The 23,414-nt window shown below is 38.1% G+C and carries 16 protein-coding genes and 2 pseudogenes; 9 read left to right on the forward strand and 9 right to left on the reverse strand.

The features are described from left to right. Positions 1-188 precede the first annotated feature (188 nt). From AYJ55_RS07705 to pncB, 3 genes are all read right to left on the reverse strand, one after another. Positions 189-1,301, reverse strand: a complete 1,113-nt coding sequence (locus AYJ55_RS07705; RefSeq protein WP_162505403.1) for a porin — start codon at positions 1,299-1,301, stop codon at positions 189-191. Between the two features lie 310 nt (positions 1,302-1,611). Beyond that, complete coding sequence (gene asnS, locus AYJ55_RS07710) at positions 1,612-3,012, reverse strand: asparagine--tRNA ligase (protein WP_063655345.1); 1,401 nt, start codon at positions 3,010-3,012, stop codon at positions 1,612-1,614. Between the two features lie 390 nt (positions 3,013-3,402). Continuing rightward, positions 3,403-4,632 (reverse strand): nicotinate phosphoribosyltransferase, encoded by a 1,230-nt coding sequence (pncB, locus tag AYJ55_RS07715; protein WP_063655354.1) that lies wholly within the window; start codon positions 4,630-4,632, stop codon positions 3,403-3,405. 338 nt (positions 4,633-4,970) lie between these two features. On the opposite strand from pncB, the gene pepN reads away from it, so the two are divergent. From pepN to AYJ55_RS07730, 3 genes are all read left to right on the forward strand, one after another. Continuing rightward, positions 4,971-7,592, forward strand: a complete 2,622-nt coding sequence (gene pepN, locus AYJ55_RS07720; RefSeq protein ID WP_063655357.1) for an aminopeptidase N — start codon at positions 4,971-4,973, stop codon at positions 7,590-7,592. Between the two features lie 500 nt (positions 7,593-8,092). Next, positions 8,093-9,103: a quinone-dependent dihydroorotate dehydrogenase gene (gene pyrD, locus AYJ55_RS07725; protein WP_063655360.1), complete on the forward strand. Its 1,011-nt coding sequence runs from the start codon at positions 8,093-8,095 to the stop codon at positions 9,101-9,103. A gap of 220 nt (positions 9,104-9,323) precedes the next feature. After that, positions 9,324-9,872, forward strand: a complete 549-nt coding sequence (locus AYJ55_RS07730) for a cell division protein ZapC (protein ID WP_063655362.1) — start codon at positions 9,324-9,326, stop codon at positions 9,870-9,872. A 112-nt stretch (positions 9,873-9,984) separates the two neighbouring features. On the opposite strand, the gene AYJ55_RS07735 is transcribed toward AYJ55_RS07730, so the two are convergent. Beyond that, positions 9,985-11,094 (reverse strand): YcbX family protein, encoded by a 1,110-nt coding sequence (locus AYJ55_RS07735; RefSeq protein WP_063655364.1) that lies wholly within the window; start codon positions 11,092-11,094, stop codon positions 9,985-9,987. 103 nt (positions 11,095-11,197) lie between these two features. On the opposite strand from AYJ55_RS07735, the gene rlmKL reads away from it, so the two are divergent. From rlmKL to pqiC, 5 genes are read left to right on the forward strand one after another with little or no spacing between them, the layout of a single operon-like run. After that, on the forward strand, positions 11,198-13,315 hold the full coding sequence (gene rlmKL / locus AYJ55_RS07740; RefSeq protein WP_063655480.1) for a bifunctional 23S rRNA (guanine(2069)-N(7))-methyltransferase RlmK/23S rRNA (guanine(2445)-N(2))-methyltransferase RlmL: 2,118 nt from the start codon (positions 11,198-11,200) through the stop codon (positions 13,313-13,315). A gap of 3 nt (positions 13,316-13,318) precedes the next feature. Continuing rightward, on the forward strand, positions 13,319-15,229 hold the full coding sequence (locus AYJ55_RS07745; protein ID WP_063655366.1) for an ABC transporter ATP-binding protein: 1,911 nt from the start codon (positions 13,319-13,321) through the stop codon (positions 15,227-15,229). A gap of 33 nt (positions 15,230-15,262) precedes the next feature. Then, on the forward strand, positions 15,263-16,555 hold the full coding sequence (gene pqiA, locus AYJ55_RS07750; RefSeq protein WP_063655367.1) for a membrane integrity-associated transporter subunit PqiA: 1,293 nt from the start codon (positions 15,263-15,265) through the stop codon (positions 16,553-16,555). Next, complete coding sequence (pqiB, locus tag AYJ55_RS07755) at positions 16,548-18,185, forward strand: intermembrane transport protein PqiB (RefSeq protein WP_063655369.1); 1,638 nt, start codon at positions 16,548-16,550, stop codon at positions 18,183-18,185. The genes pqiA and pqiB overlap by 8 nt, the downstream gene beginning before the upstream one ends. Continuing rightward, entirely contained in the window at positions 18,182-18,736 is a 555-nt protein-coding gene (pqiC, locus tag AYJ55_RS07760; RefSeq protein ID WP_187153206.1) for a membrane integrity-associated transporter subunit PqiC, read from the forward strand. Before pqiB ends, pqiC begins: the two co-directional genes overlap by 4 nt. A 64-nt stretch (positions 18,737-18,800) precedes the next feature. Here pqiC and fabA read toward each other — a convergent pair whose 3' ends face one another. The 4 genes and pseudogenes from fabA to AYJ55_RS35705 form a co-directional block, all read right to left on the reverse strand. Next, positions 18,801-19,319, reverse strand: a complete 519-nt coding sequence (gene fabA, locus AYJ55_RS07765) for a bifunctional 3-hydroxydecanoyl-ACP dehydratase/trans-2-decenoyl-ACP isomerase (protein ID WP_063655371.1) — start codon at positions 19,317-19,319, stop codon at positions 18,801-18,803. Between the two features lie 83 nt (positions 19,320-19,402). After that, complete coding sequence (locus AYJ55_RS07770; RefSeq protein WP_063655482.1) at positions 19,403-21,142, reverse strand: AAA family ATPase; 1,740 nt, start codon at positions 21,140-21,142, stop codon at positions 19,403-19,405. A 216-nt stretch (positions 21,143-21,358) separates the two neighbouring features. Then, positions 21,359-21,874 (reverse strand): annotated as a pseudogene (locus AYJ55_RS35700) (IS982 family transposase). Continuing rightward, positions 21,867-22,199 (reverse strand): hypothetical protein, encoded by a 333-nt coding sequence (locus AYJ55_RS35705; protein WP_425393782.1) that lies wholly within the window; start codon positions 22,197-22,199, stop codon positions 21,867-21,869. Before AYJ55_RS35705 ends, AYJ55_RS35700 begins: the two are co-directional and overlap by 8 nt. 594 nt (positions 22,200-22,793) lie before the next feature. Between AYJ55_RS35705 and matP the strand changes: the two genes are divergently transcribed. Further along, positions 22,794-23,243 (forward strand): macrodomain Ter protein MatP, encoded by a 450-nt coding sequence (gene matP / locus AYJ55_RS07780; protein WP_063655372.1) that lies wholly within the window; start codon positions 22,794-22,796, stop codon positions 23,241-23,243. 27 nt (positions 23,244-23,270) lie between these two features. Here matP and AYJ55_RS35710 read toward each other — a convergent pair. Beyond that, a pseudogene (locus tag AYJ55_RS35710) lies at positions 23,271-23,402 on the reverse strand (IS701 family transposase); the annotation flags it as partial. Positions 23,403-23,414: the final 12 nt, after the last annotated feature.

Raw genomic sequence — 23,414 nt, forward strand, 5'->3', positions numbered from 1 at the left:
TATAATTCCAATAACTCAAGTGTAATTTGGTAATCGAGGGATCTCAGGTTAACGCGATGAAAATGATTTGCCAACACTCTGCGATAAAAATAAGGCAAACTTGTGATATTAATAAAAAAACAGCGCTAGAGCGCTGTTTTTTGAATTTACGTTTTCACTTTTACTGTTAAATCACCGCTAAGCGATAATTAGAACTGGTAAACTAAGCCCAAACCAGCCAGGTTGTCTCTGCCAATACCATATTTATCAGCAAAGCCATTGCTGCCATCGATTAGGTTAATTTTGTAATCAACAACTGCGGTCAGGTTTTTGTTGAAATAGTAGAAAGCGCCTAGAGAAACGTATTTCACTAAATCTTGCTTCTGCCAGTAGGCAGGATCGGTTAAATCTTTGCCTTTGGACTGTACATAAGCAATAGATGGTTTCAGACCGATTTCGTCAAACAGATACTGACCAACCAATTCAAAGTTTTCAGTTTTGTTAGCGATTTGTCTCATGTCGTTGGTATCACTGAATTTTCTACCAAACTGAGTCATATTACGGGTTTCGCCGTACATGGCTGCCAGATACAGATTGTTGGCATCATATTTGACACCCGCGTTCCAGCCTTCGGCACTATTACCATCAGCGCCGCTTGCAGTTTTTTGCGCATCAGTCATGCCACGATTAGATTTGGCATAACCGGCACCCAATGCAACGCCCCAGCCGATATCGTAGTTAGCAGCTAGACCGAAGCCATCACCGTTATTTTTCAGGTAATCTGAGCTGCCTGATTTATTACTCGAAGTATTTTTGCCTTGATACTGTAGAGCGAAGTTCAAACCATCGACCAGACCAAAGAAATCAGTACTACGGTAAGTTAACAGGTTACGGTTACGGCCAGTCAAGTAGCTGTCAGTCTGAGACATAGAGTCTGCACCATAAAGAGGCAGAACGTCAGTCCAAGCGTTGACATCATACAGAACGCCATAGTTGCGACCATAGTCGAAACTAAAGCCAGCAATTTTCAAACCGGCATAAGCCAGACGGTTTGTATTTTCGTTCTCAGCTTCACTTCTGTTGGTTTTAGCTTGCCATTCGAAACGACCAAAGCCTGTTAGCTGATCAGAGATTTGAGTATCACCTTTTATACCAAGATGAGCACGCGAATCATCGCCACCACTGCTTTTGCCAAATAAGTGACGAACGTCAACTTTACCGTATGTATCCAGCTTGTTGCCGTCTTTGTTATAGATTTCAGCTGCGTTTGCTGTACCAGCTAACAACGCAGGGATAACTATTGCAAGAATATTGCGCTTCATCATTATTATTACCCTCATTGGTGTTATTCGGACACCTGCCACTGCCAAAAATAAATTCCCAACCATTGGGAACTATCTTTAAGAGTTTAGTGTCGCCTCGTTTCTGCGTCCAGTGTTCCATTGGTAAATATTTTTATCTACCCTGAAAATGATACAAAAATACAATATTTGTAATAAAAAGAAATAGTATATTTCAAAATATAAACAAAGGGGAACTTTTTGCTATTTATCATAATTAAAAAATAAAAAGGCCAGCGATGTACTGGCCAGTTATCATTATAATATTTATTCGTTTTTTAAGATTAAATATTTAAAAGCTTGCGTTACGTGGAGTACGTGGAAATGGAATGGTTTCACGAATATTTTGTACGCCAGTGACATAAGCGACCAGGCGTTCAAATCCGAGTCCAAATCCGGCGTGGGGCACGGTACCATAACGGCGCAGATCGCGATACCAGCTGTAATCTTGTTGGTTAAGTCCCATTTCTTCCATACGGACATCCAATTTATTCAATCGCTCTTCACGCTGAGAGCCACCAATAATTTCGCCAATACCTGGCGCTAATACATCCATGGCAGCAACAGTTTTATTGTCATCATTCAGACGCATATAAAAAGCTTTGATATCTTTTGGGTAATTTTTGACCACCACGGGTGCTTTGAAGTGTTGTTCAGCTAAATAACGTTCATGCTCAGAAGAGAGATCGATACCCCAAGCCACTGGATTTTCGAAGGATTGACCCGACTGCTCCAGCACTTTAATAGCATTGCTATAGTCAATTTGAGCAAAATCCGAAGCAACAAATTTTTCCAACCGGTTGATAACGTCTTTATCGATACGCTCGGCAAAGAAGGTTAAGTCATCATGGCGTTCTTGCAAAACCGCTTTGAAGACATATTTTAACATTTTCTCGGCCAGGCTGGCGATATCGTCCAAGTTGGCAAAAGCGACTTCAGGTTCAACCATCCAGAATTCAGCCAAATGGCGGCTGGTGTTAGAGTTTTCTGCGCGAAACGTTGGGCCAAAGGTATAAATTTTGCTTAATGCACAGGCATAAGCTTCGCCATTTAGCTGACCGGATACGGTTAGAAATGCTTCACGACCAAAAAAGTCTTTATCAAAATTAATATCCCCTTTTTCTGTACGCGGAATATTTTGTAAATCTAATGTTGAGACGCGGAACATTTCACCGGCACCTTCGGTATCGGAGGCGGTGATAATGGGGGTTGAGACCCAAAGATAGCTTTCTTCATGAAAGAAACGATGAATAGCTTGGGCTAGCATATTGCGAACACGGGCAACGGCGCCGATAAGATTGGTGCGTGGACGCAGATGTGCCACTTCACGTAAATATTCGACACTATGACGCTTGGCAGCCATTGGATAACTATCAGGATTTTCCACCATACCGACAACAACAACCTGAGTGGCAGATAATTCAAAATTTTGCCCTTGACCTTTTGATGACTTCACGATCCCTGTTACTTCAACCGAGCAACCGGTGGTCAGATGTAAAACTTCGGTTTCATAATTATCTAGTTCATTATTTACAATAGCCTGTAATGGATTAAAGCAAGAACCGTCATAGACGGCGAGGAACGAGAAACCGGCTTTTGAATCTCTCCTTGTACGTACCCAGCCACGAACGGTTACTTCTTCGCCTACCGCCACACGGCCTTGTAGTACTTCGACTACAGGCGCTATGTTCATAAAATACTCTCTTTTGATATTTAGTTGTTTAAAGTTGGTCCCGATTGGGGAAGGCCTTATGTTACACGAGTTTCGCACCAATAAAAAAACGCTCTATTTTTAAGTTTAATTCAGCATAATATATAAATAGAAAAAATCTTATAAATCAAAAGCAACTTATTGTAATTTAAACAAATTTATACGTTTTAGTAACTTGCAAATTAGCCATTGCTTTTAAGCCATTTCTGGAATTTTATATGCCTGTGCGAAACTCGTGTGTTACTTATCCTCGCGTAAGAAACAAGTAAAAATAGCAAGTTTAAAATGGGAATAACCAGATGAAAAGGTCTTTGTAAGAAGAATTTAATTTATCCTGGTGCAACAATCAATAAAATAACTTGCCATCAATAGTCAGTTAGGTTTGTTATCAATTCGCTCCGTTGTACTTGGGATATCAAAGGCTTCCTTTAAGCGAACGATAAATTCATCATCATCACAGATGGTTTTTCCTGGGCTATCGGACAACTTAGCGACGGATTTACCATTACATTCAACTAATTTAATCACAATATTAAGCGGTTTAACCTTAGGAATATTGCAGGTCAAACGGGTTCCAATACCAAAAATAAGATTGATACGTTTATAAAAATGTTTATAAAGGATCAATGCTTTTTGTAGGTCAAGGTTATCTGAAAAAACCAGCGTTTTACTCATCGGATCGATAGCCAGTTTTTTATAATGACTAATCGCTTTTTCACCCCATTCTAACGGATCACCCGAGTCATGCCGTAATCCTTGATAACGATAGGCAAAGGTGATATCGAAGTCGCGCAGGAAAGCATCCATCGTAATACAGTCTGTTAGTGCAATGCCTAATTGATTGGGATACTCATCCAGCCAACTTTGCAGCGCCACGCGCTGGCTATTAGCGAGATCAGCACTAATTTGCTGGTGAGCTTGAAACCACTCATGGGCTTGGGTGCCAACAGGTTTAAGCTGGAGTTGTTGGGCCAATTTATAATTACTTGTACCAGTAAAATAAGGGAAATGGTTTTTGAGTTCATTGATAATAGCGTATTGCACCGCATGAGAAAAACGTCGGCGAGTACCAAAATCCATTAATTTGAAATTAGCTAAATCAATATTTTGTGTTTTTGCGTCTTGATAAAAATGCTTAATCAATTTATGTAACTGTTCAATGGCATCTTCGGTTGTTACATTGGGAGAGCGATCGCAGTGAACCAGTTCGCTGATTAAGGCTAATAGAGGTACTTCCCAAAGAATAACTTCACGCCATGGACCACTAATTCTTAGCGCTAACTGATTTTCTTGCGTGGTATAAACATTAACCTGCGTGGGATTGAAGCGAAAATTCTTTAACCAATCGAGATAATCAGCTTTAAAAAAAGGCAGTCCACGCAGATAGCGGTATTCAGTTGGCGTTAATGCAATATTTGCCATTAAATTTATTTGTTGGCGTACAGCCTGAGCATAGTTACCAAGTCGTTCATCACTACGGCAACGAAATTCTGCCACAACCGATACTTGGTTATAGTGATGAAAGACGGCATGTTGCATATGCAGTTTATAAGCATCAGTATCTAGCAGTGATGTAATGATAGGTGGTGCATCTAAATTCATAATGCGTTAGCTATCCTCGCGGAAGCATTACTCTCGACTTAAAGATAAAATATGCCAGAGTATACCTGTTGATGCTAGTAAGAGTGAAGGTCGTTCCATATATATTTCTGGCATAGTTATAAAAAATTCTAATCATCTATTTGATATTATCAAATTATTTTTATATCGGCAGAGTTTTTTGCAGCAATAAATAACATGTTAATAAAAGACCAAACGAATTGAATATTAATCATAGGTATGATTTATGATCAAAAGAAAGAGGTTTATAAGATATCATTATTGCCAAATAATTGACCACATTGAAACATAACAATAATTGATACAGGTAAAAATTTACTATGACGCAACAGCGACAAGAGAAATATCGTCAGGATTACCAGGCGCCTGATTACACCATTACCGATATTGAATTGGATTTTATGCTTGATCCTGCAACCACCATTGTTACTGCCATTAGCCGAGTAAAACGATTAAATTCACAGGCTAATGTGTTGATACTCGATGGTGAGAACCTGATTTTGCACACTATTCATATTGATAATAAATCGTGGACAGACTATCGTGAAGAGGCAGGAAAACTAATTATTGATTCAGTGCCAGATACTTTTGTTCTTAAGGTAGTTAATGAAATAAATCCGCTAAAAAATACTGCATTAGAAGGGCTTTATGTGTCAGCTGATGTTCTTTGCACTCAGTGTGAGGCAGAAGGTTTCCGTCATATTACCTATTATTTAGATAGGCCAGATGTATTAGCACGTTTTACAACTTGTATTACCGCCGATAAATCGCGCTATCCTTATTTGCTATCCAATGGTAATCAGATTGACAAAGGAGAAACAAACGATGGCCGTCATTGGGTAAAATGGCAAGATCCTTTCCCTAAGCCAAGTTATCTTTTCGCCCTGGTAGCAGGTGATTTTGATGCTCTTTATGATAATTATGTTAGCCAAAGTGGCCGTAATGTAACGTTAGCACTTTTTGTCGATAAGGGTAACCTTGATCGGGCTGACTGGGCAATGGTCTCTTTGAAAAATGCCATGCGTTGGGATGAGACACGTTTTGGTTACGAATATGATTTAGATATCTATATGATAGTGGCCGTTGATTTCTTTAATATGGGGGCGATGGAAAATAAAGGACTCAATATTTTCAATGCCAAATATGTGTTGGCCAAAACAGAAACGGCAACGGATAAGGATTATCTGAATATTGAAGCGGTGATTGGCCATGAATATTTTCATAATTGGACGGGTAATCGTATTACTTGCCGTGATTGGTTTCAATTAAGCCTGAAGGAAGGATTAACCGTTTTTCGCGATCAAGAGTTTAGTTCTGATTTGGGTTCTCGTTCGGTAAATCGGATTGAAAATGTCAGGCTGATGCGTGCGCATCAATTTGCAGAAGATGCCAGTCCGATGGCGCATCCTATTCGTCCGGAAAAAGTGATAGAAATTAATAACTTCTACACTTTGACCGTTTATGAAAAAGGAGCGGAAGTTATTCGGATGTTGCACACGCTATTAGGCGAAGAACAGTTTCAGGCGGGTATGAAACTCTATACCGCCCGCCATGATGGTAGTGCCGCAACCTGTGATGATTTCGTGCAAGCTATGCAAGATGCCTCTGATATTGATTTGACTCTCTTTCGTCGTTGGTATAGCCAATCGGGTACACCTTTAATGACGGTCAGAGATGAATATTTAGCGGAAAAACAGCAATATTTATTGCATATTAGTCAAATCACAGCACCAACGGCAGATCAAGCAGAAAAATTACCATTACATATACCGCTAGATATTGAGCTGTATGATACGCAAGGTAATGTAATTCCATTACAGCATAATGGTCGTGCTGTGCATTCCGTGCTTAATGTGGTTAAGGCCGAGCAAACTTTTGTTTTTGATCAGGTTAATTCGTTGCCAATACCTTCATTATTGCGTGAGTTTTCCGCGCCGGTGAAATTGGATTATTCATACACTGATGAGCAATTAGCATTAATGATGCAATATGCCAGTAATTATTTTGCTCGTTGGGATGCTGCGCAATCACTATTATCAATTTATATTAAAGAGAATGTAGTACGCCAACAGCAGCGGGAAGATTTAATATTACCGCAGCATATTATTGACGCATTCAAATCTGTTTTACTTGATGAAGCCTGTGATCCGGCTTTAAAAGCGCAACTATTTACTTTGCCTTCAGAAAATGAAGTTGCTGAGTGGTTTGCTATTATCGATCCGATAGCTATCCATAATGTTATTAACTTTATTATCCGAAAATTTGCCACTGAAATGGCGGCTGAATTTGTTGCCGTTTATCATGCCAATAAAATGACCGAGTATCGAATCGATCATGGGGATATTGCCAAACGTTCTTTGCGAAATAAATGCTTATTTTATCTGGCTTTTAGCCATGATAAGCAACAAGCGGATAAGTATGTAACCGAGCAATATTATCGGGCTAATAATATGACTGACACGATGGCGGCCTTGAGTGCTGCGGTGGCGGCCCAATTACCGAGTTGTCAACAGCTGATGGCAGAGTTTGAACTGCGTTGGCGTCATGATGGTTTGATAATAGATAAATGGTTTATGCTGCAAGCTACCAGTCCAGCTAAAAATGTTTTGCCAACAGTACGTACTTTATTTACTCATCCGACATTTAGTATGGAGAATCCTAATCGAGTACTTGCCCTGATTGGAACTTTTGTTGCACAGAATCCGATAGCGTTTCATGCTGAGGATGGTACTGGCTATCAGTTTTTAGTGGAAATGTTAATTATTTTAAATAGCAGCAATCCGCAGGTTGCTTCTCGTTTGATCGAGCCATTGATTCGTCTAAGACGCTATGATGAAACACGTCAAAATCTGATGTATCAGGCGTTAACACAGTTAAAACAGTTAGATAATCTTTCCGCTGATCTATTTGAAAAAATTACTAAGGCGTTGAAAAACCAATAGCATTTTATTTTTCACTAGGTTACCAGCGTTTTCCTTCATAAAAACGATTACTTAAATAAGATATCCCTTCTTTTATAAGATTATCTGGGGGGATATCTATCAGTCACGAGTTTCGCACAGGCATATAAAATTCCAGAAATGGCTTAAAAGCAATGGTTAATTTGCAAGTTACTAAAACGTATAAATTTGTATAAATTACAATAAGTTGCTTTTAATTTATAAGATTTTGTCTATTTATATATTATGCTGAATTAAACTTAAAAATAGAGCGTTTTTTTATTGGTGCGAAACTCGTGTCAGTTTGCTTTTACCTATTATTTAAAACTTAAATGATAAAAAGCAGTGTCATATTAGGCATATTTAAATTATCATGATCATCTGTACATACCATTGAGATTTGCTGATAAATTTAGCAATAGACTGTTTTTATAGAATAAAAAACGGCAAATGGTTTCTACGACTAAATAATTTACATTATCTATCAAAAAAAGGTACAGCTAATGTTTTATCCCCTTATCCGAAAGGCGCTATTTCGTTTAAATCCAGAGCAAGCTCATGAAATTACCTTCCGGCAGCTTAAATATATCATGCATTCGCCGCTTAGGTTTTTGATCCGGCAGTCGGTCAATTTTAAGCCAACGACTTGTATGGGATTGACATTTAATAATCCATTGGGATTAGCGGCCGGTCTTGATAGAGATGGTGAATGTATTGATGCTTTTGGCGCGATGGGATTTGGTTTCGTAGAAATAGGGACGGTCACACCTCTCCCACAACCTGGTAATGAAAAACCTCGGCTGTTTCGCCTGGTTGAAGCTGAAGGGCTTATTAACCGCATGGGATTTAATAATTTAGGTGTTGATAACTTGGTTGAGAATGTTAAAAAAGCGCAGTACGACGGTATTATTGGTATTAACATTGGCAAAAATAAAGATACACCGATTGAACAGGGTAAAGACGATTATTTAATTTGCATGGAAAAAATTTATTCATATGCAGGTTATATTACTGTCAATATTTCTTCACCTAATACGCCAGATTTAAGATTGTTACAATATGGTGAAGCATTGGATGATTTATTACAGTCAATTAAAAATAAACAACACTTATTAGCACAACAATACCAAAAGTATGTTCCTGTGGTGGTAAAAATTGCGCCTGATTTAACTGAAAAAGAGATTATCCAAATTAGCGATAGCTTAATTCGCCACCAGATTGATGGAGTTGTGGCCACAAATACAACTTTGGATCGGAATTTAGTGAAAGGATTAAGGTATTCAGAAGAAGCTGGTGGATTGAGCGGCCGACCTGTGCAATTGAAAAGCACTGAAATTGTCCAGTTATTGACCAAAGAATTAAAAGGACAGTTGCCAATCATTGCTGCTGGTGGAATTGATTCTTTGGTTGCAGCAAGAGAAAAATTGGCAGCAGGGGCATCATTGTTACAAGTTTATTCTGGATTTATTTATCACGGCCCTAAATTAATTAAAAATATTGTTAATTATATTTAATCTTAATTTAGGATCATAAAAAATTGACTGCTTTTTTATATCATTAATATTTATTTTGTAATCTGATAATTTATTAAATTCAGGATTTTCTTTGAATGTCTTTACGTAAAAACTCGAAATTTTTTCTATTATTTATTTTATAGAAGTACTTTTTATCTTAATTTTAATTTAGTATGGATTTTAAGCTTGTAAATAGTGTGATCAGATTGAGGGGTGATAAATGAAAATAAAACCCAATAATCAGTGGCGCTGGTATTACGATGATGAACATGAAAGGATGATGTTAGATTTTGCTAATGGAATGTTATTTCGTTCATGTTTTCCAGCAAAAATGTTGGTGGCATCTGCTTATGGAGAAATGACTTTTAATATTGATGATGCGGGGTTATACCATTGTATTGAAGAACAGCTGCAAAAATTATCACTTTCTGATGAGCATAGTGCGGAATTAATTTTAAATGCATTAGTTGCTTTTCGTTTTTTAAAGCCGCAGATGCCTAGAAGCTGGTATTTTTTGCCAGTAAATTGCCATGATGATTTGGTGTTGGGGGATGTTGTTCAGGTTCATATTGAAGATAGTGGACAGAAAGCATTGTTTTTAGTGGCAGAAGCAGGAAAATATGCCAGCTTATGTTTATTAATTGAGCCTAGATTAGTTTTGAAAGATCGGGTAATGAGATTTTGTGACCCGATTAAGATTATGAATAATCGCTTAATGATTTATCAACCACCAGCCAGTAGTTTAATATATGAAAGAGCTGTTTCATAAAAAATAACCTGAATTAATCAATATTCAAAGTTTATATAATAACTAAATTGTGAAGCATCTTTAAACCAACAGTAATATCCATCATTCATTGATGACGAATGATGGATAAGAATTAGCTTAATAGTAATTTAATATTTGTTTTGGGAATGCAACTACAACTCAGGATCACGCTATCTTCTTTGATTGCTGTTTTTGTCAATGGGATCACTTCACCTGCTATTAGTTTCATTTTACAACAACCACAAATGCCCGCTCGGCAAGAATAGGGAATTTTTAAGTCATGCTTTTCCAATTGTTCCAAGATAACAATTTTGTTATTGGCTAAATATTCTGTGCCATTAACATTGATTAATAATGCGGTTTCTTTTTCTGGATTAATTATCTGAGGCTTAGTTGTTTTTACCGTTTTATATTGCTTAGGTTGTTTTTTAGTTAAAATTTTCACTGTATCGCCAACGCGGATCAGACCGCTATTTTTGGCGATGGCATTTTGGCCAAAATCAATTTCTCCACGCTCATCAGTGCGGAAACTTTGTAGTGTTGTTAACGGTTCTCTAGTCGGGTGCTGTGAGCCATCATCAATATTTACTGTTGTCAAAATGCAGCGGCTACAAGGTTTAACAAGCTCGAAAACAACCTCACCGATTTGTATTGTATGCCAGCTATCTTCAGCAAAAGCCTCGGCACCGGTTATGATCAAATTGCCTCTAAATTGTTCTAACTTGATATCAGATGGGCATTGTTTTTGAAGCGCTTTAAATGATGCCTGATTAATAAGAAGATAAGAATAGCCATCAGCAAATGAGAGAGGGATGGTTGGGAATTTTTTTATTCGGCGGCTGGGTATTTTACCTAACCACCTTAATTGAACGGCAGAATTAAAATATTGTGACAACCATCGATTAATCTTTGCTGGTGCGGCAAATGCGGTAAAATGATTTCCCCACACTTCAGTTGGTAAGGGATGGTTAATAAAGTCTTTATATAAAATAGTTGCTGTTTGATTATCAGGTGCCTGTATTTGAATACCATTTTCAAGCATTATTGGCTTAAATAACAGCATTTGTGGATATTGCCGCGCAGTAATAAACCCACCTTGATTATCGGTAACCATAAAATAGCGATCGAAAACCAGGCCACTATTTTCTGCATAAGCTTGTGACAAACGAATGCCTTTCATTGATTTAACTGGATGGATATAAAGACGAGATAACCGGATCATTCTTAACTCCTATTTAAGCGCGATAATTTTGCTAGTAACTTTATGATATGTGCGCAGGGTTAGCTATAATGTGCAGCAATTTTTTATTCAGGTGACCAGCTATATGAGAGCTCTGTTTGCTACTACGGCATTTGGACTGGAAGAATTACTTAAAAGTGAACTAGAAACATTAGGAGCAAAGTATTGTCATATTGCTCAAGGTGGCGTGCATTTTCAAGTTGACGAACGTGGCATGTATTTGAGTCTGTTATGGAGTCGTTTAGCATCGAGGATTTTATTACCCTTGGCTAGCTGCCAGGTTTTTAATGATATGGATCTCTACCTTGCAGCACAGACAATTGATTGGCCGGATTTGTTTACCGTTAATGATACTTTTGCCGTTTATTTTAATGGAACTAACCAAGTTATCCGCAATAGCCAGTATGGGGCTTTACGGGTGAAAGACGCTATTGTGGATAGCTTTACGCGTAAAATGTATAAACGGCCCAACATTGCCAAACAGCAACCCGATATACGGGTTAATGTCCATTTATATAAAGATAACGCCACGATATCGTTGGATTTAAGCGGTGATCCGCTCCATATCCGTGGATATCGTAGTTTAGCAGGGCAAGCGCCTATCAAGGAGAATTTAGCGGCTGCTATTGTTTTACGCTCAGGTTGGCAGCCTGGTTTGCCAATGGTCGATCCTATGTGTGGTTCCGGTACATTATTAATTGAAGCAGCAATGATGGCTTGTGATCGTGCACCTGGTTTAGCGCGTCAATTTTGGGGATTTCAATGCTGGTCGGGTTATAATCCAACGCTTTGGGCTGCTGTAATTGCTGAAGCGGAAAAACGGTTTCAGACGGGGATCGAGCAAGCGACTGTGCTTTTCTATGGCTTAGATATTGATCGCCACATTTTGGAAATAGCCAAAAAGAATGCTAAACAAGCCAGTGTTCACTTTTTAATAAATTTCCAACATGGTGATGCGGCTAAATTGGAGAATCCATTTACCTTTGCTCAACAGGGATTTATCACCAGCAATCCACCCTATGGTGAGCGTTTGGAAAGTGAACCTGCTTTAATCGCGCTTTACAGCCTCTTAGGCCGAGTATTAGAAAATCAGTTTCCTGGCTGGCGTTTGTCGCTATTTAGTGGTTCACCAGAACTATTAGCCTGCTTAGGGCTGCGAGCTGAACGTGAGTTTAAAGCCAAAAATGGACCGTTAAATTGCATTCAGAAAAATTATCTGTTATCCGCTAAAACGGTTGGCATCCATAGCATGGTTGGCGAAGATTTTGCTAACAGGCTGAAAAAAAATGAGAAAAAACTTAATAAATGGGCCAAACAACAGGGGATTGATTGTTATCGCATTTATGATGCTGACTTACCTGTATATAATGTTGCAGTTGATCGTTATGGCGAAGATATTGTTATTCAAGAGTATGCGCCGCCCAAGAGTATAGATAGCCATAAAGCTAAACAACGTCTGTTTGATGTGATCAGTGCAACCATGCAGGTATTGGCATTAACTTCCAGCCAATTGGTGTTAAAAACACGCCAGCGCCAAGCCGGTAAGCAACAATATGAGAAATTATCCCAGCAGGGTAAGTTTTTATTAGTACATGAGTATAATGCCCAATTATGGGTAAATTTGACCGATTATTTGGATACAGGGTTGTTTTTAGATCATCGGTTGGTGCGTAAAATGTTAGCGAATATGAGTAAAGGAAAAAATTTCTTGAATCTGTTTGCTTACACGGCGTCGGCGTCGGTACATGCGGGTCTTGGTGGTGCTCGTTCAACCACCAGTGTTGATATGTCGCGTACCTATTTAGAATGGGCAGAAAAAAATTTACAGACCAATAAATTAACCGGTCAGCAGCATCGGCTTATTCAGGCTGATTGTTTAGCTTGGCTAGCGCAGACGACAGAAAAATTTGATTTGGTTTTCATTGATCCACCCACTTTCTCTAATTCAAAACGAATGAATGCCACCTTTGATGTGCAACGTGATCATATCAACTTGATAATGCAGATTAAGCGCTTGCTGCGTCCCGGCGGTACAGTGGTATTTTCTAATAATAAGCGTGGTTTTAAAATGGATATGTTAGGCATTACTCAATTAGGATTAACTGCCAAGGAAATCACTCAGCAAACCATTTCACTTGATTTTACACGTAATCGCCAGATCCATAACTGCTGGTTGATTGGTCATGCAGATAAGGAAAAGTAATTTATGTCATTAATTAATATGTCAGCTGCCTATTTGGCTTTTAGTGATGCGCCGTTATTAGATAATACAGAGTTGCATATTGAAGATAATGAAAGGGTTTGTTTGGTTGGCCGTAATGGTGCCGGCAAATCAACCCTAATGCGCGTATTGACCAAAGAACAACCGCTTGATGATGGTCAGGTCGTTTATCAGCAGGATCTCCAGGTTGCTCGTTTACAGCAAGATCCACCGCGTGATATCGGTGGTACTGTTTTTGATTTTGTCGCTGAAGGTGCTAAAGAGCAGGCAAATTATATTAAATCTTTTCATAAAATAGCAAAAATGGTCGAACAAGATCCCAGTGAAAAGAATCTTAATAAGTTAGCTGAATTGCAGGAGGTATTAGATCGCGATAATTTGTGGTTACTCGATACACAAATTAATGATGTGATTAAGCAATTGCAGCTGCCAGCTGACAGTCCGTCATCTGCATTGTCCGGCGGTTGGTTACGCAAGGCTGCATTGGCGCGTGCTTTAGTCTGTGGGCCATGGGTTCTTTTTCTTGATGAACCGACCAACCATTTAGATATTGATACCATCTTATGGTTAGAAAATTTTCTAAAAGATTTTCAGGGTAGTATCGTGTTTGTCTCCCATGATCGCTCTTTTATTCGCCATATGGCAACTCGAATCATTGATCTTGATCGGGGTAAATTAACTTCCTGGCCGGGTGATTATGACGATTATCTGATAAATAAAGAAGAAGCATTACAGGTAGAAGAGCAGCAGAATGCTGAGTTTGATCGTAAATTGGCACAGGAAGAAGTTTGGATCCGCCAGGGAATAAAAGCCCGGCGTACTTGTAATGAAGGCAGAGTGAGAGCATTAAAATCCTTGCGGGTAGCACGTTCTGAGCGACGCGAGGTAATGGGGGCGGCGAAGATGCAGGTTTCCGATGCAAGTCGTTCAGGCAAGCTAGTGTTTGAGCTTGAAAATGTTAATTATCGCATTGGCAATAAAGTATTAATTGATAATTTTAGTGTCCAAGTGCAACGTGGCGATAAAATAGCCTTAATCGGGCCTAATGGCTGCGGCAAGACAACATTGCTCAAGTTGATGTTAGGACAACTTGAGGCGGATAGCGGTAATATTTACCGTGGTACCAAACTTGAAATTGCTTATTTTGATCAACATAGAATGACGCTAGATCCGGATAAAACGGTGATGGATAATGTAGCTGAAGGTAAACAGGAAGTAATGGTTAACGGACAGCAGCGTCATGTGCTTGGTTATTTACAAGATTTCTTGTTTCATCCTAAACGGGCCATGACACCGGTGCGAGCCCTTTCAGGTGGAGAGAAAAATCGATTATTATTGGCACGTTTGTTTTTAAAACCCAGTAATTTGTTGATCCTTGATGAACCGACTAATGATTTAGATATTGAAACACTTGAACTATTGGAAGAGCTCGTTGATAGTTATAAAGGGACAGTATTATTGGTTAGCCATGATCGTCAATTTGTTGATAATACCGTAACTGAGTGCTGGATGTTTGAAGATCATGGTAAAGTTGAGCGGTATGTGGGTGGTTTTTATGACGCCTCTTCGCAGCGTAGACAAAAAATTTCTTTATCGCATGCTACTGTTAGTAAAGCCAATATTGTGGCAGTGGAAACAGCTAAAGAGCAGCCAAAACGAAAAAGTAATAAAATTAGTTATCATTTATTAAGAGAACTAGAACAATTACCGCTGCAGTTAGAAGCGTTAGAAGCTGAAATTGCCATCTTGCAATCTCAAGTTAGTGCGCCGGAATTTTTTAATCAGCCCCATGGCGTTACTGAATCAGTATTAAAAGCGTTAGCTGAGAAAGAAGCAGAAATGGAAATGACATTTGAGCGTTGGCAAGAATTAGAATCACTTAAAGATAGCCAATAATTTGGCATTATGACTGTATAGAGGAGAGAAAAGTTGTGCTCTCATAATCATCTTAATGAAAGTTGTCATAATAAGATACTCTGCCCGCAATGTGATTTATTGGTAGCATTACCGGTTTTAGAACAAGGCACTAAAGCCAGCTGTCCACGCTGTCATACTGTTTTATCTGCTAAGTGGAAGTATCCAGCTAATCAACCAACTGCAATTGCGATTAGCGCATTAGTGATGTTGCTTATTGCCTGTTTATTTCCTTACGTAAAAATGAGTGTCATGGGCATTGAAAGTCAAATTTCACTGTTTAATATTGCTCATGCCATGTTTGATGTAAATTATGCTAGTCTTGGCTGGTTTTTTCTCCTTTTCGTCGTTGCAGTACCCGCTTTTTGTATGGTTGCCATTATTTTATTATGTCAACGAGTTAATCTCCCGCTTTGGTTAAAAATAAATCTGGCAAGGATGTTATTTCAAATGAAAACCTGGTGCATGGTAGAAATTTTTCTAGTTGGTGTGCTGGTTAGTTTTGTAAAACTAATGGCCTATGGTGAAATTACTTTGGGTATCAGTTTTGTTCCTTATTGTTTTTTTTGTTTGTTGCAGGTCAGGGCATTTCAATGTTTAGATAGACATTGGTTATGGCAGCAAATAGGTGAAGTGCCAAAGCTTGAGATCCCGCTGCAAGAAGGCAAAAGTGGTATTAGTCAAGGAGTCAGATCCTGTCATATTTGTATGGCCATTTTGCCAGCTGAACGTAAATACTGTCCTCGTTGCCATACCAAAGGCTATGTTAGGCGGCCTAATAGTTTACAAAATACCATGGCATTATTGCTTTCCTCATTAGTCCTTTATATTCCAGCAAACGTTTTGCCTGTTATGATCACCAATACGTTAGGTAGTAGACTAGACTCTACTATTATGTCCGGTGTTATTTTGTTATGGGGTGATGGTTCGTATCCGGTCGCCATTATTATTTTTATTGCTAGCATTATGGTACCTAGCTTAAAAATAGTGGCAGTAGGCTGGTTATGTTTTGATGCTAAAGGCTATGGCAATCGGGATCCGGCGAGGATGCATTTTATTTATGAACTTGTTGAATGGGTTGGACGTTGGTCAATGATTGATATTTTTGTGATTGCAGTATTATCGTCATTGGTGCAAATGGGACGATTAATGAGCGTTTCACCGGCACTTGGGGTGATTTTATTTGCTGCTGTTTTGATTTTAACCATGTTTGCGGCAATGACTTTTGATCCGCGTTTAACTTGGGATCGCTGTAATGTTGTATCGCAGAGTAGAATTCGGTTAGAAAAGGGGTTGCAAGGTGGCTAATAAAGATAACACTGACGCGCAAGCAAAGATCAGTAAACTAAAAAGCTGGTCACCGATTTGGATCATTCCGATTATCACCATCTTTATTGGTGCCTGGATCCTAATTTACCATTTTAGCCATTTAGGTCCTGAAGTGACATTGATTACTTATAATGCCGAAGGTGTTGAAGCGGGAAAAACCAAACTTAAAAGTCGTAGTGTTGATATAGGCTTGGTGGAAAAAGTTTCCCTTGATAACAACTTCAAGCGTGTAATTATTAAAGCACGTCTAAATGATGGCATGAGGGATTTGTTAAAGAAAGATACCGCATTCTGGATCGTTAAACCGGCTATTGGCAAAGAGGGAATAACCGGTTTAGGAACGCTGTTTTCTGGCGTATTTATTGAAGTACAACCTGGCAATAGTGAACAGTATGCTGAGAAATTTGACTTATTGGGTTCGCCACCATTAGCTTCACCTGATGCTAAAGGTATTCGAGTGATTTTGACTAGTGATCAGGCTGGTAGATTAAATACTGGCGCCCCAGTGCTATTTCATGGTTATCAAGTCGGTTCGGTAGAAGCGAGTTCGTTTGATATTAAAAGCCGCAATATGCATTATCAACTCTTTATTAATGCCCCTTATGATGGGCTAGTTACGGAAAATGTTCGTTTTTGGAGGGATAGCAGTATTGCTTTTGATCTATCGGCACAAGGTGTTCGCTTAGAGATGGGCTCTTTAACCACACTATTTAGTGGTGGGGTTAGTTTTGATGTTGTAAAGGGTTGGCAACCAGGTAAACGGGTGGAAGATAAAAGCCTATTCAGACTTTATGAAGATCAAAGAAGTATTCAGAACTTTTTATATACTGTACATAAAGATTTTATTTTGTTTTTCTCTGATTCAGTTCGCGGATTACAACCTGGCGCACCGGTTGAATTTAGAGGAATTCGTTTAGGAACCGTGATGGAGGTTCCGTTTGATTCTGAGAAATTGCGTCAAAAATTGGATAATGAATTCCGTATTCCGGTTTTAATTCATATTGAGCCTGGTCGTGTTAGTACTGATATTGATCTAGAAAAAGAGTTTGCTGCAGCATTAAGACAAGGATTAAGAGCAGCTTTAAAATCGGCTAACCTAATTACCGGAGCATTATATGTCGATTTGGATTTCTATCCAGAAAAAGGCCAATGGAAAGGGTCATTAAAAGTTGCTGATTACGATATTATTCCAACGGTCAGTGCTGGATTATCACAGATCCAACAAAAAGTGGTTGAGGCATTAGATAAAATCAATCGTCTGCCGATTGAACCTATGATAAGTCAAGCCACAAATACGCTAGCAGAAAGTCAGAAAACCATTCGTGAAGCACAGCGTACTTTATCTGAGTTGAATAAACTGATGACTAGCAAAGACTTTCAAAAGATTCCTGTTGATCTGCAACAAACTTTGCTTGAATTGAATCGGGTTATGCAAGGTTTGCAACCAGGATCACCTGCCTATAATAGAATGATCGATAATATGCAGCGTCTTGATCAGGTGTTAAGAGATATTCAACCCGTTATCAAGACATTAAATAATAAGAGTAATGCACTTGTTTTTGAAGCAAAATCGATGAAGGATCCAGAACCGAAGAAGGTTACAAAATAATGAGATATTTGGCATGGATTTTGTGTTTTTTACTTATTGGTTGTAGTAGTGGTATTGAAAAATCTTATTATCAATTACCAACAACGCCGAGCTTAGTGACTAAAAAAAGTGATTTACTAACGCAAAAACAGCTTTGGGTACAGACAGTGCAATTGTCTGGAATATTGGCAGCTAATGGTATTACTTATCAAACTAGCGATGTTAATTATATTAATGCAAACAATCATCTATGGGCAAGCCCGTTGGAACAGCAATTGATGCAAAATTTAGTCAATCAGTTATCAATAATGTTGCCTAATCGATTAGTATCGGCTCAACCGCTGGAAAACAGACCTGATAGCCTTAATGTCTTTTTGACCGCTTTTCATGGCCGCTATGATGGTAAGGTGATTATCCAGGGAAACTGGATTTATAAAAGTGATAAAGGCATTATCAAGCGAGATTTTAGTCTGCAGCTTGATCAAGATGAAAATGGCTATTCGCCATTAGTTAGGACGTTAGCAAGAGGCTGGACTCAGGTTGGACAATCTATAGCGAGCCAATTATCTTGAATGTATAAAATATTTGCTCCTTCAGCTTGATAACAGAAGGGGTTTTTGACAAAAAAATCTGGCTTTAAAAGCTACTTGTATCTTGAAATAAACCGACTTTCAAATCTTTTGCTGTGTAAATACACTTATCATCAACCAAGACTTCACCATCAGCCACTCCCATAATCAATTTTCGATTAATAACGCGTTTTAAATGGATACGGTAGGTTACTTTTTTTGCGGTTAGCAAAACTTGTCCAGTAAATTTGACCTCACCTACGCCCAGTGCCCGGCCTTTACCTTTACCACCGAGCCATCCTAGGTAGAAACCAACGAGTTGCCACATTGCATCTAAACCTAGACAACCAGGCATAACGGGATCATTAGTGAAGTGACAACTAAAAAACCATAAATCAGGTTTGATATCAAATTCTGCTTCGATAAACCCTTTATCATAATTGCCGCCAGTTTCGGTCATTTTTGTGATGCGATCCATCATCAACATATTACCGGAAGGTAATGGCGGCCCATTTTCACCAAAAAGTTCACCTCTTCCGGAAGCATCTAAATCTTCTTTGCTATAAGAGCTGTGTTTATCAACCATATTACTAAATAGCCTTATTAAAAATAATAAGGCTAAAGAATAGCGTTCACTTGTAAGCTGAACAACTCCGATCAGCTATTTTTTTAATTTAGCCACTTTAGCAGCCCCATGAATTTGGGTCTTTCTTGGTCATTAGCTTGAGTAATTCGTTCTTGTATTAAAGCTAACAGATGTAAGTTATTTGTATCATATTGTTGCTTATAATAAGCATGTTTGGTTAAAATTGAAATGGCTTCAGAAACGTGTTCAACCGGCCAAATGTGAAATACGCCAGATTTGACTGCCGCAATAAGATCGGCTTTTAAGCATAAATGACGAATATTAGCCGCAGGAATGATAACGCCTTGCTGACCGGTTAATTCACGTTGGAAACAGACATTAAAAAAGCTTTCGATTTTTTGGTTAATACTGCCAATCGGTTGTACATAACCGAATTGATCTACTGCACCAGTAACCGCAATTTGCTGATCGATAGGCTGAAGAGAAAGTGCACTAATTAATGCACAAAGCTCAGCTAATGATGCGCTATCGCCATCAACTTCATTGTAAGACTGTTCAAATACGATTGAGGCAGAAAAGGGTTGTGGCTGTTCAAGCTTTAATTCGTAATTGAGATAGGCTTGCATAATCATCATGCCTTTAGCGTGAATATTACCGCCCAGCTCAACTTTACGTTCTACATCAGTAAACTCACCATCACCGAAGTGAGCAACACAAGTAATACGTGATGGTTCACCGATAAGTTCTGGATGCCCTGGGTACTGCATAACCGATAATCCATTGATTTGGCCAATCATTTCACCTTCAGTTTTAATAAAAACTTGTTTTTGCAGAATATCATCCAGATTGCGTTTGGCTAGGTAACCGTGTTGCCACTGGCGCTGTTGCATCGCTATTTGGAACGATTTTGCAGTTAACTGGTTATCCTGTTGAAATTGATTTGCCTCAGCTAAACAACGAATTAGCCACATTCTATCTAGCGGTAGGATAGATTTGTCTTCCGTATATCGAATTGCTTGAGTAATGAAGGTTGGCCACGCATCAGTTGTTAAAACAGAAAATTGGCAATCGGTAATAATTTGTTTAACAAATTGCATCCATAGCGATAATTGACCACTATGTTCAAAATTCAATTCAAATTCATATTCGCCATACGTAGCTTGAGAAAAAAGCTCTGGCTCTTTTGTTTCAAGTTTTTCAAGGCTAAAATGGTCGCCGACCAAAATGAGTTTAATATCAAGTGGCATTGAATCAATTGGATAGGGTAAAAATTGATTATCATTGGCTGGAAGCCATTCAAACCGTTTTTGCATCACCATCTGTTTTAAACGCTGCCACATTAATGGCTGCGCTGATAATGTACCAACAGAAAGTAATAATACTCCGCCATTGATTTTGTGTAATAGTCCTGGCTCTAAGTGAACACTATTTTGATGTTGATGAACACTGCCAAATAATTGAGGCATTTCTATCCAATTACAGAAATAGACTGAATGACAGGGCGTAAATGATCCTTTAGTGCCTGCTTGCCAATGAAATCTTCCATTTGATTGTTGATAATCTCCAGTGATAGCTATTGAGGATGGATTAATATTTTTAATGCATTTTGCTAACTCAGATAAGTAGCTTTGGCATTCTAATGCTTTAATGACAGCAAAAGGAGAATAGGTTGGTGTTAATAAAAACCTTTCAAGACTATTATATAATCTAGGTTGAATGATGGCCAAAGTGGCATTATCTAGTTTATCAGTAGAAGCAAAAAGATTAAGATAAGGTTCATAATCAGGTGCTAAATTCTGCCATATTAATTCGTTACTAATCACGCTATTTTTCAACTTATAATTTAGATAAAAAGTTTATAAATTATCCTCAATATCCTGATTGTATGAAGTCAAGATAGAAGACATTTTAGAAATACGCTATTGTTTTTAGAGAAACGGGTACATTTTACTATAAAAACAAGATATCCGTTTCCAGCATTATAAATTTTTTAGGATGAAATCATTATATTAACCTGAGTTCGGGATAAGCATTATCAATTATGCTTGAAGATATGTTCCTGCCACCGGTATCTTTGGTTTAGATGGAATTAAACAATATGCAACCAGGCCGGCTAATAAATTCACTATAAAGTTAGCAGGAGATCGGTGCCGCGTATGCTCTATCTGACAAAGATTTTTTAACTCATCAAATACCGTTTCAATGACAGAACGATGACGCAAGATGGCTTTGTCGAAACAAGTCTGTTCAACAGGCTTCATTTTCTTCTTGATATTCGTTATAAGGTTAATTCCCATTGTTTTCAGTTGCTGTTATCAGTGAGCCGATAAATACCCTTTATCCGCATACAAACAACCAGAAAGATCTTTTATCAGCTCAGGTAATGGTTTCCGATCATCTGTGTTTCCTGGTGTAAGTCGAAAACTGAGTATTTCCCCCAAGTGATTGATAATTACATGAAGTTTGAAACCAAAGAACCAACCTGTTGAGGTTTTTCCTCGTTCAGCTATCCCATCGAAGACTTTATGCCGGCGGATCCGTAAGTTATCACACAGCTATCGGAGTAGAATCGGCAACCGACAGACCCGTGCACTTTCCCTTAATTGACTCAAACAGTGCCGTTAAAGCTAAGGCACTGCGCGGAAGTAACTCTACGCAGCGTGAATATGATGGCAAGTTAGGAAATTCCTTCCTGAGATGTAGACGGACATAATAGAGATAAAATACCTTGAATCGTCTGAATCGGAGTTGATGAAACAAAACAACCAGTGTCATCATTTCAGCCAATGAAAGCTGAGTAGACCGTCTACGACGCTTACTACCGTTATTCAGCAAAATTTCATGCATTTTTGGCTCGAAGTCTTTACAAAAATCATCCATCAGGCAATAAAGTTTCAGTAAGATTTTCCATCATTGTTTAACAATGCTCTACGCTTTAACCAGATTGTTAGAGTATTTTAACGAAATATGCGCATTCAACTATTTGAATAGCAAGACTTTCACTTTATTTCTTATCCCGAACTCAGGTTATATTAACGTTTGTTTAAATTTATGCCACTATTAATTTCGTATATTTTAAATATAATTTAATTAATAAACTGTAGTAAGTGCAATAGAAAATGTAAAAGTCTAGTCAACGTAAATAATTTGGGACTGAATATTAGTAACTAATGGTTAGTATCCAAGTAGTAAGCTAATGACAAAAACCACTAATACAGTAGATACAATGTATTATTTCAATTTAAAACATAGTGAAAATTACTAGCTATAAATGTGAATAATCATATTCTATCGCACTAATTATGATTTTTTTGTCGATTGACTTGAATAAATAGGAAAAATTATATTTTTTGCTAACATTTCAATATAGTGTGATTTCTTACTAATATTTTATTAAATTGGCTAAATAAACCAAACGTTTTTATTTTTAAATGTTGTTATAATTACATAAGTTACGTTGTCATAGAGATGATTATGAAATATCAACAGCTTGAAAATCTTGAATGCGGTTGGAAATGGGATTACTTGGTTAAAAAGTATCGAGATGGTGAGAATATCACTAAGTATATAGAAAAAAGCGCCTTTCAGGATGCGATTGAGCAACTGTTGAAATTAGAGAATACCCCAACAAAAGTGATAAACTGGATAAAAAATCATATGTCGCCAGATTTATCCAATCGAATGAAGCAAACAATTAGAGCCCGCAGAAAGCGACATTTTAATGCCGAGCATCAGCACTCATGTAAAAAATCTATCGATTTAGATTTTCTTGTATGGCAAAGACTATCTATTTTAGCAAAAAAACAAGGCTGCACGTTGTCTGAAGCTATTGTGCATCTTATTGAAGATGCAGAGAGAAAAGACCAGTATGCAAATCAAATGTCGACATTTAAGCAGGATTTGCAAAATATACTGGGTGACTAGAGCACAAGTTTCGCACAAACCTAATTTGGGTATACTTATAACCCCCCTGATCTGCTCAGCAATAGCATTTTTGATTACATGCCAATTTTGTTGATAAAGAGTTATTTTTTCAGATATACGGCGTTTATGTTGTTCAAACCACGCAGAAATTGCGAGAAAAGAGGGTGTTCA

It is taken from the genome of Candidatus Arsenophonus triatominarum (genome assembly GCF_001640365.1).
GTDB classification, from domain to species: domain Bacteria; phylum Pseudomonadota; class Gammaproteobacteria; order Enterobacterales; family Enterobacteriaceae; genus Arsenophonus; species Arsenophonus triatominarum.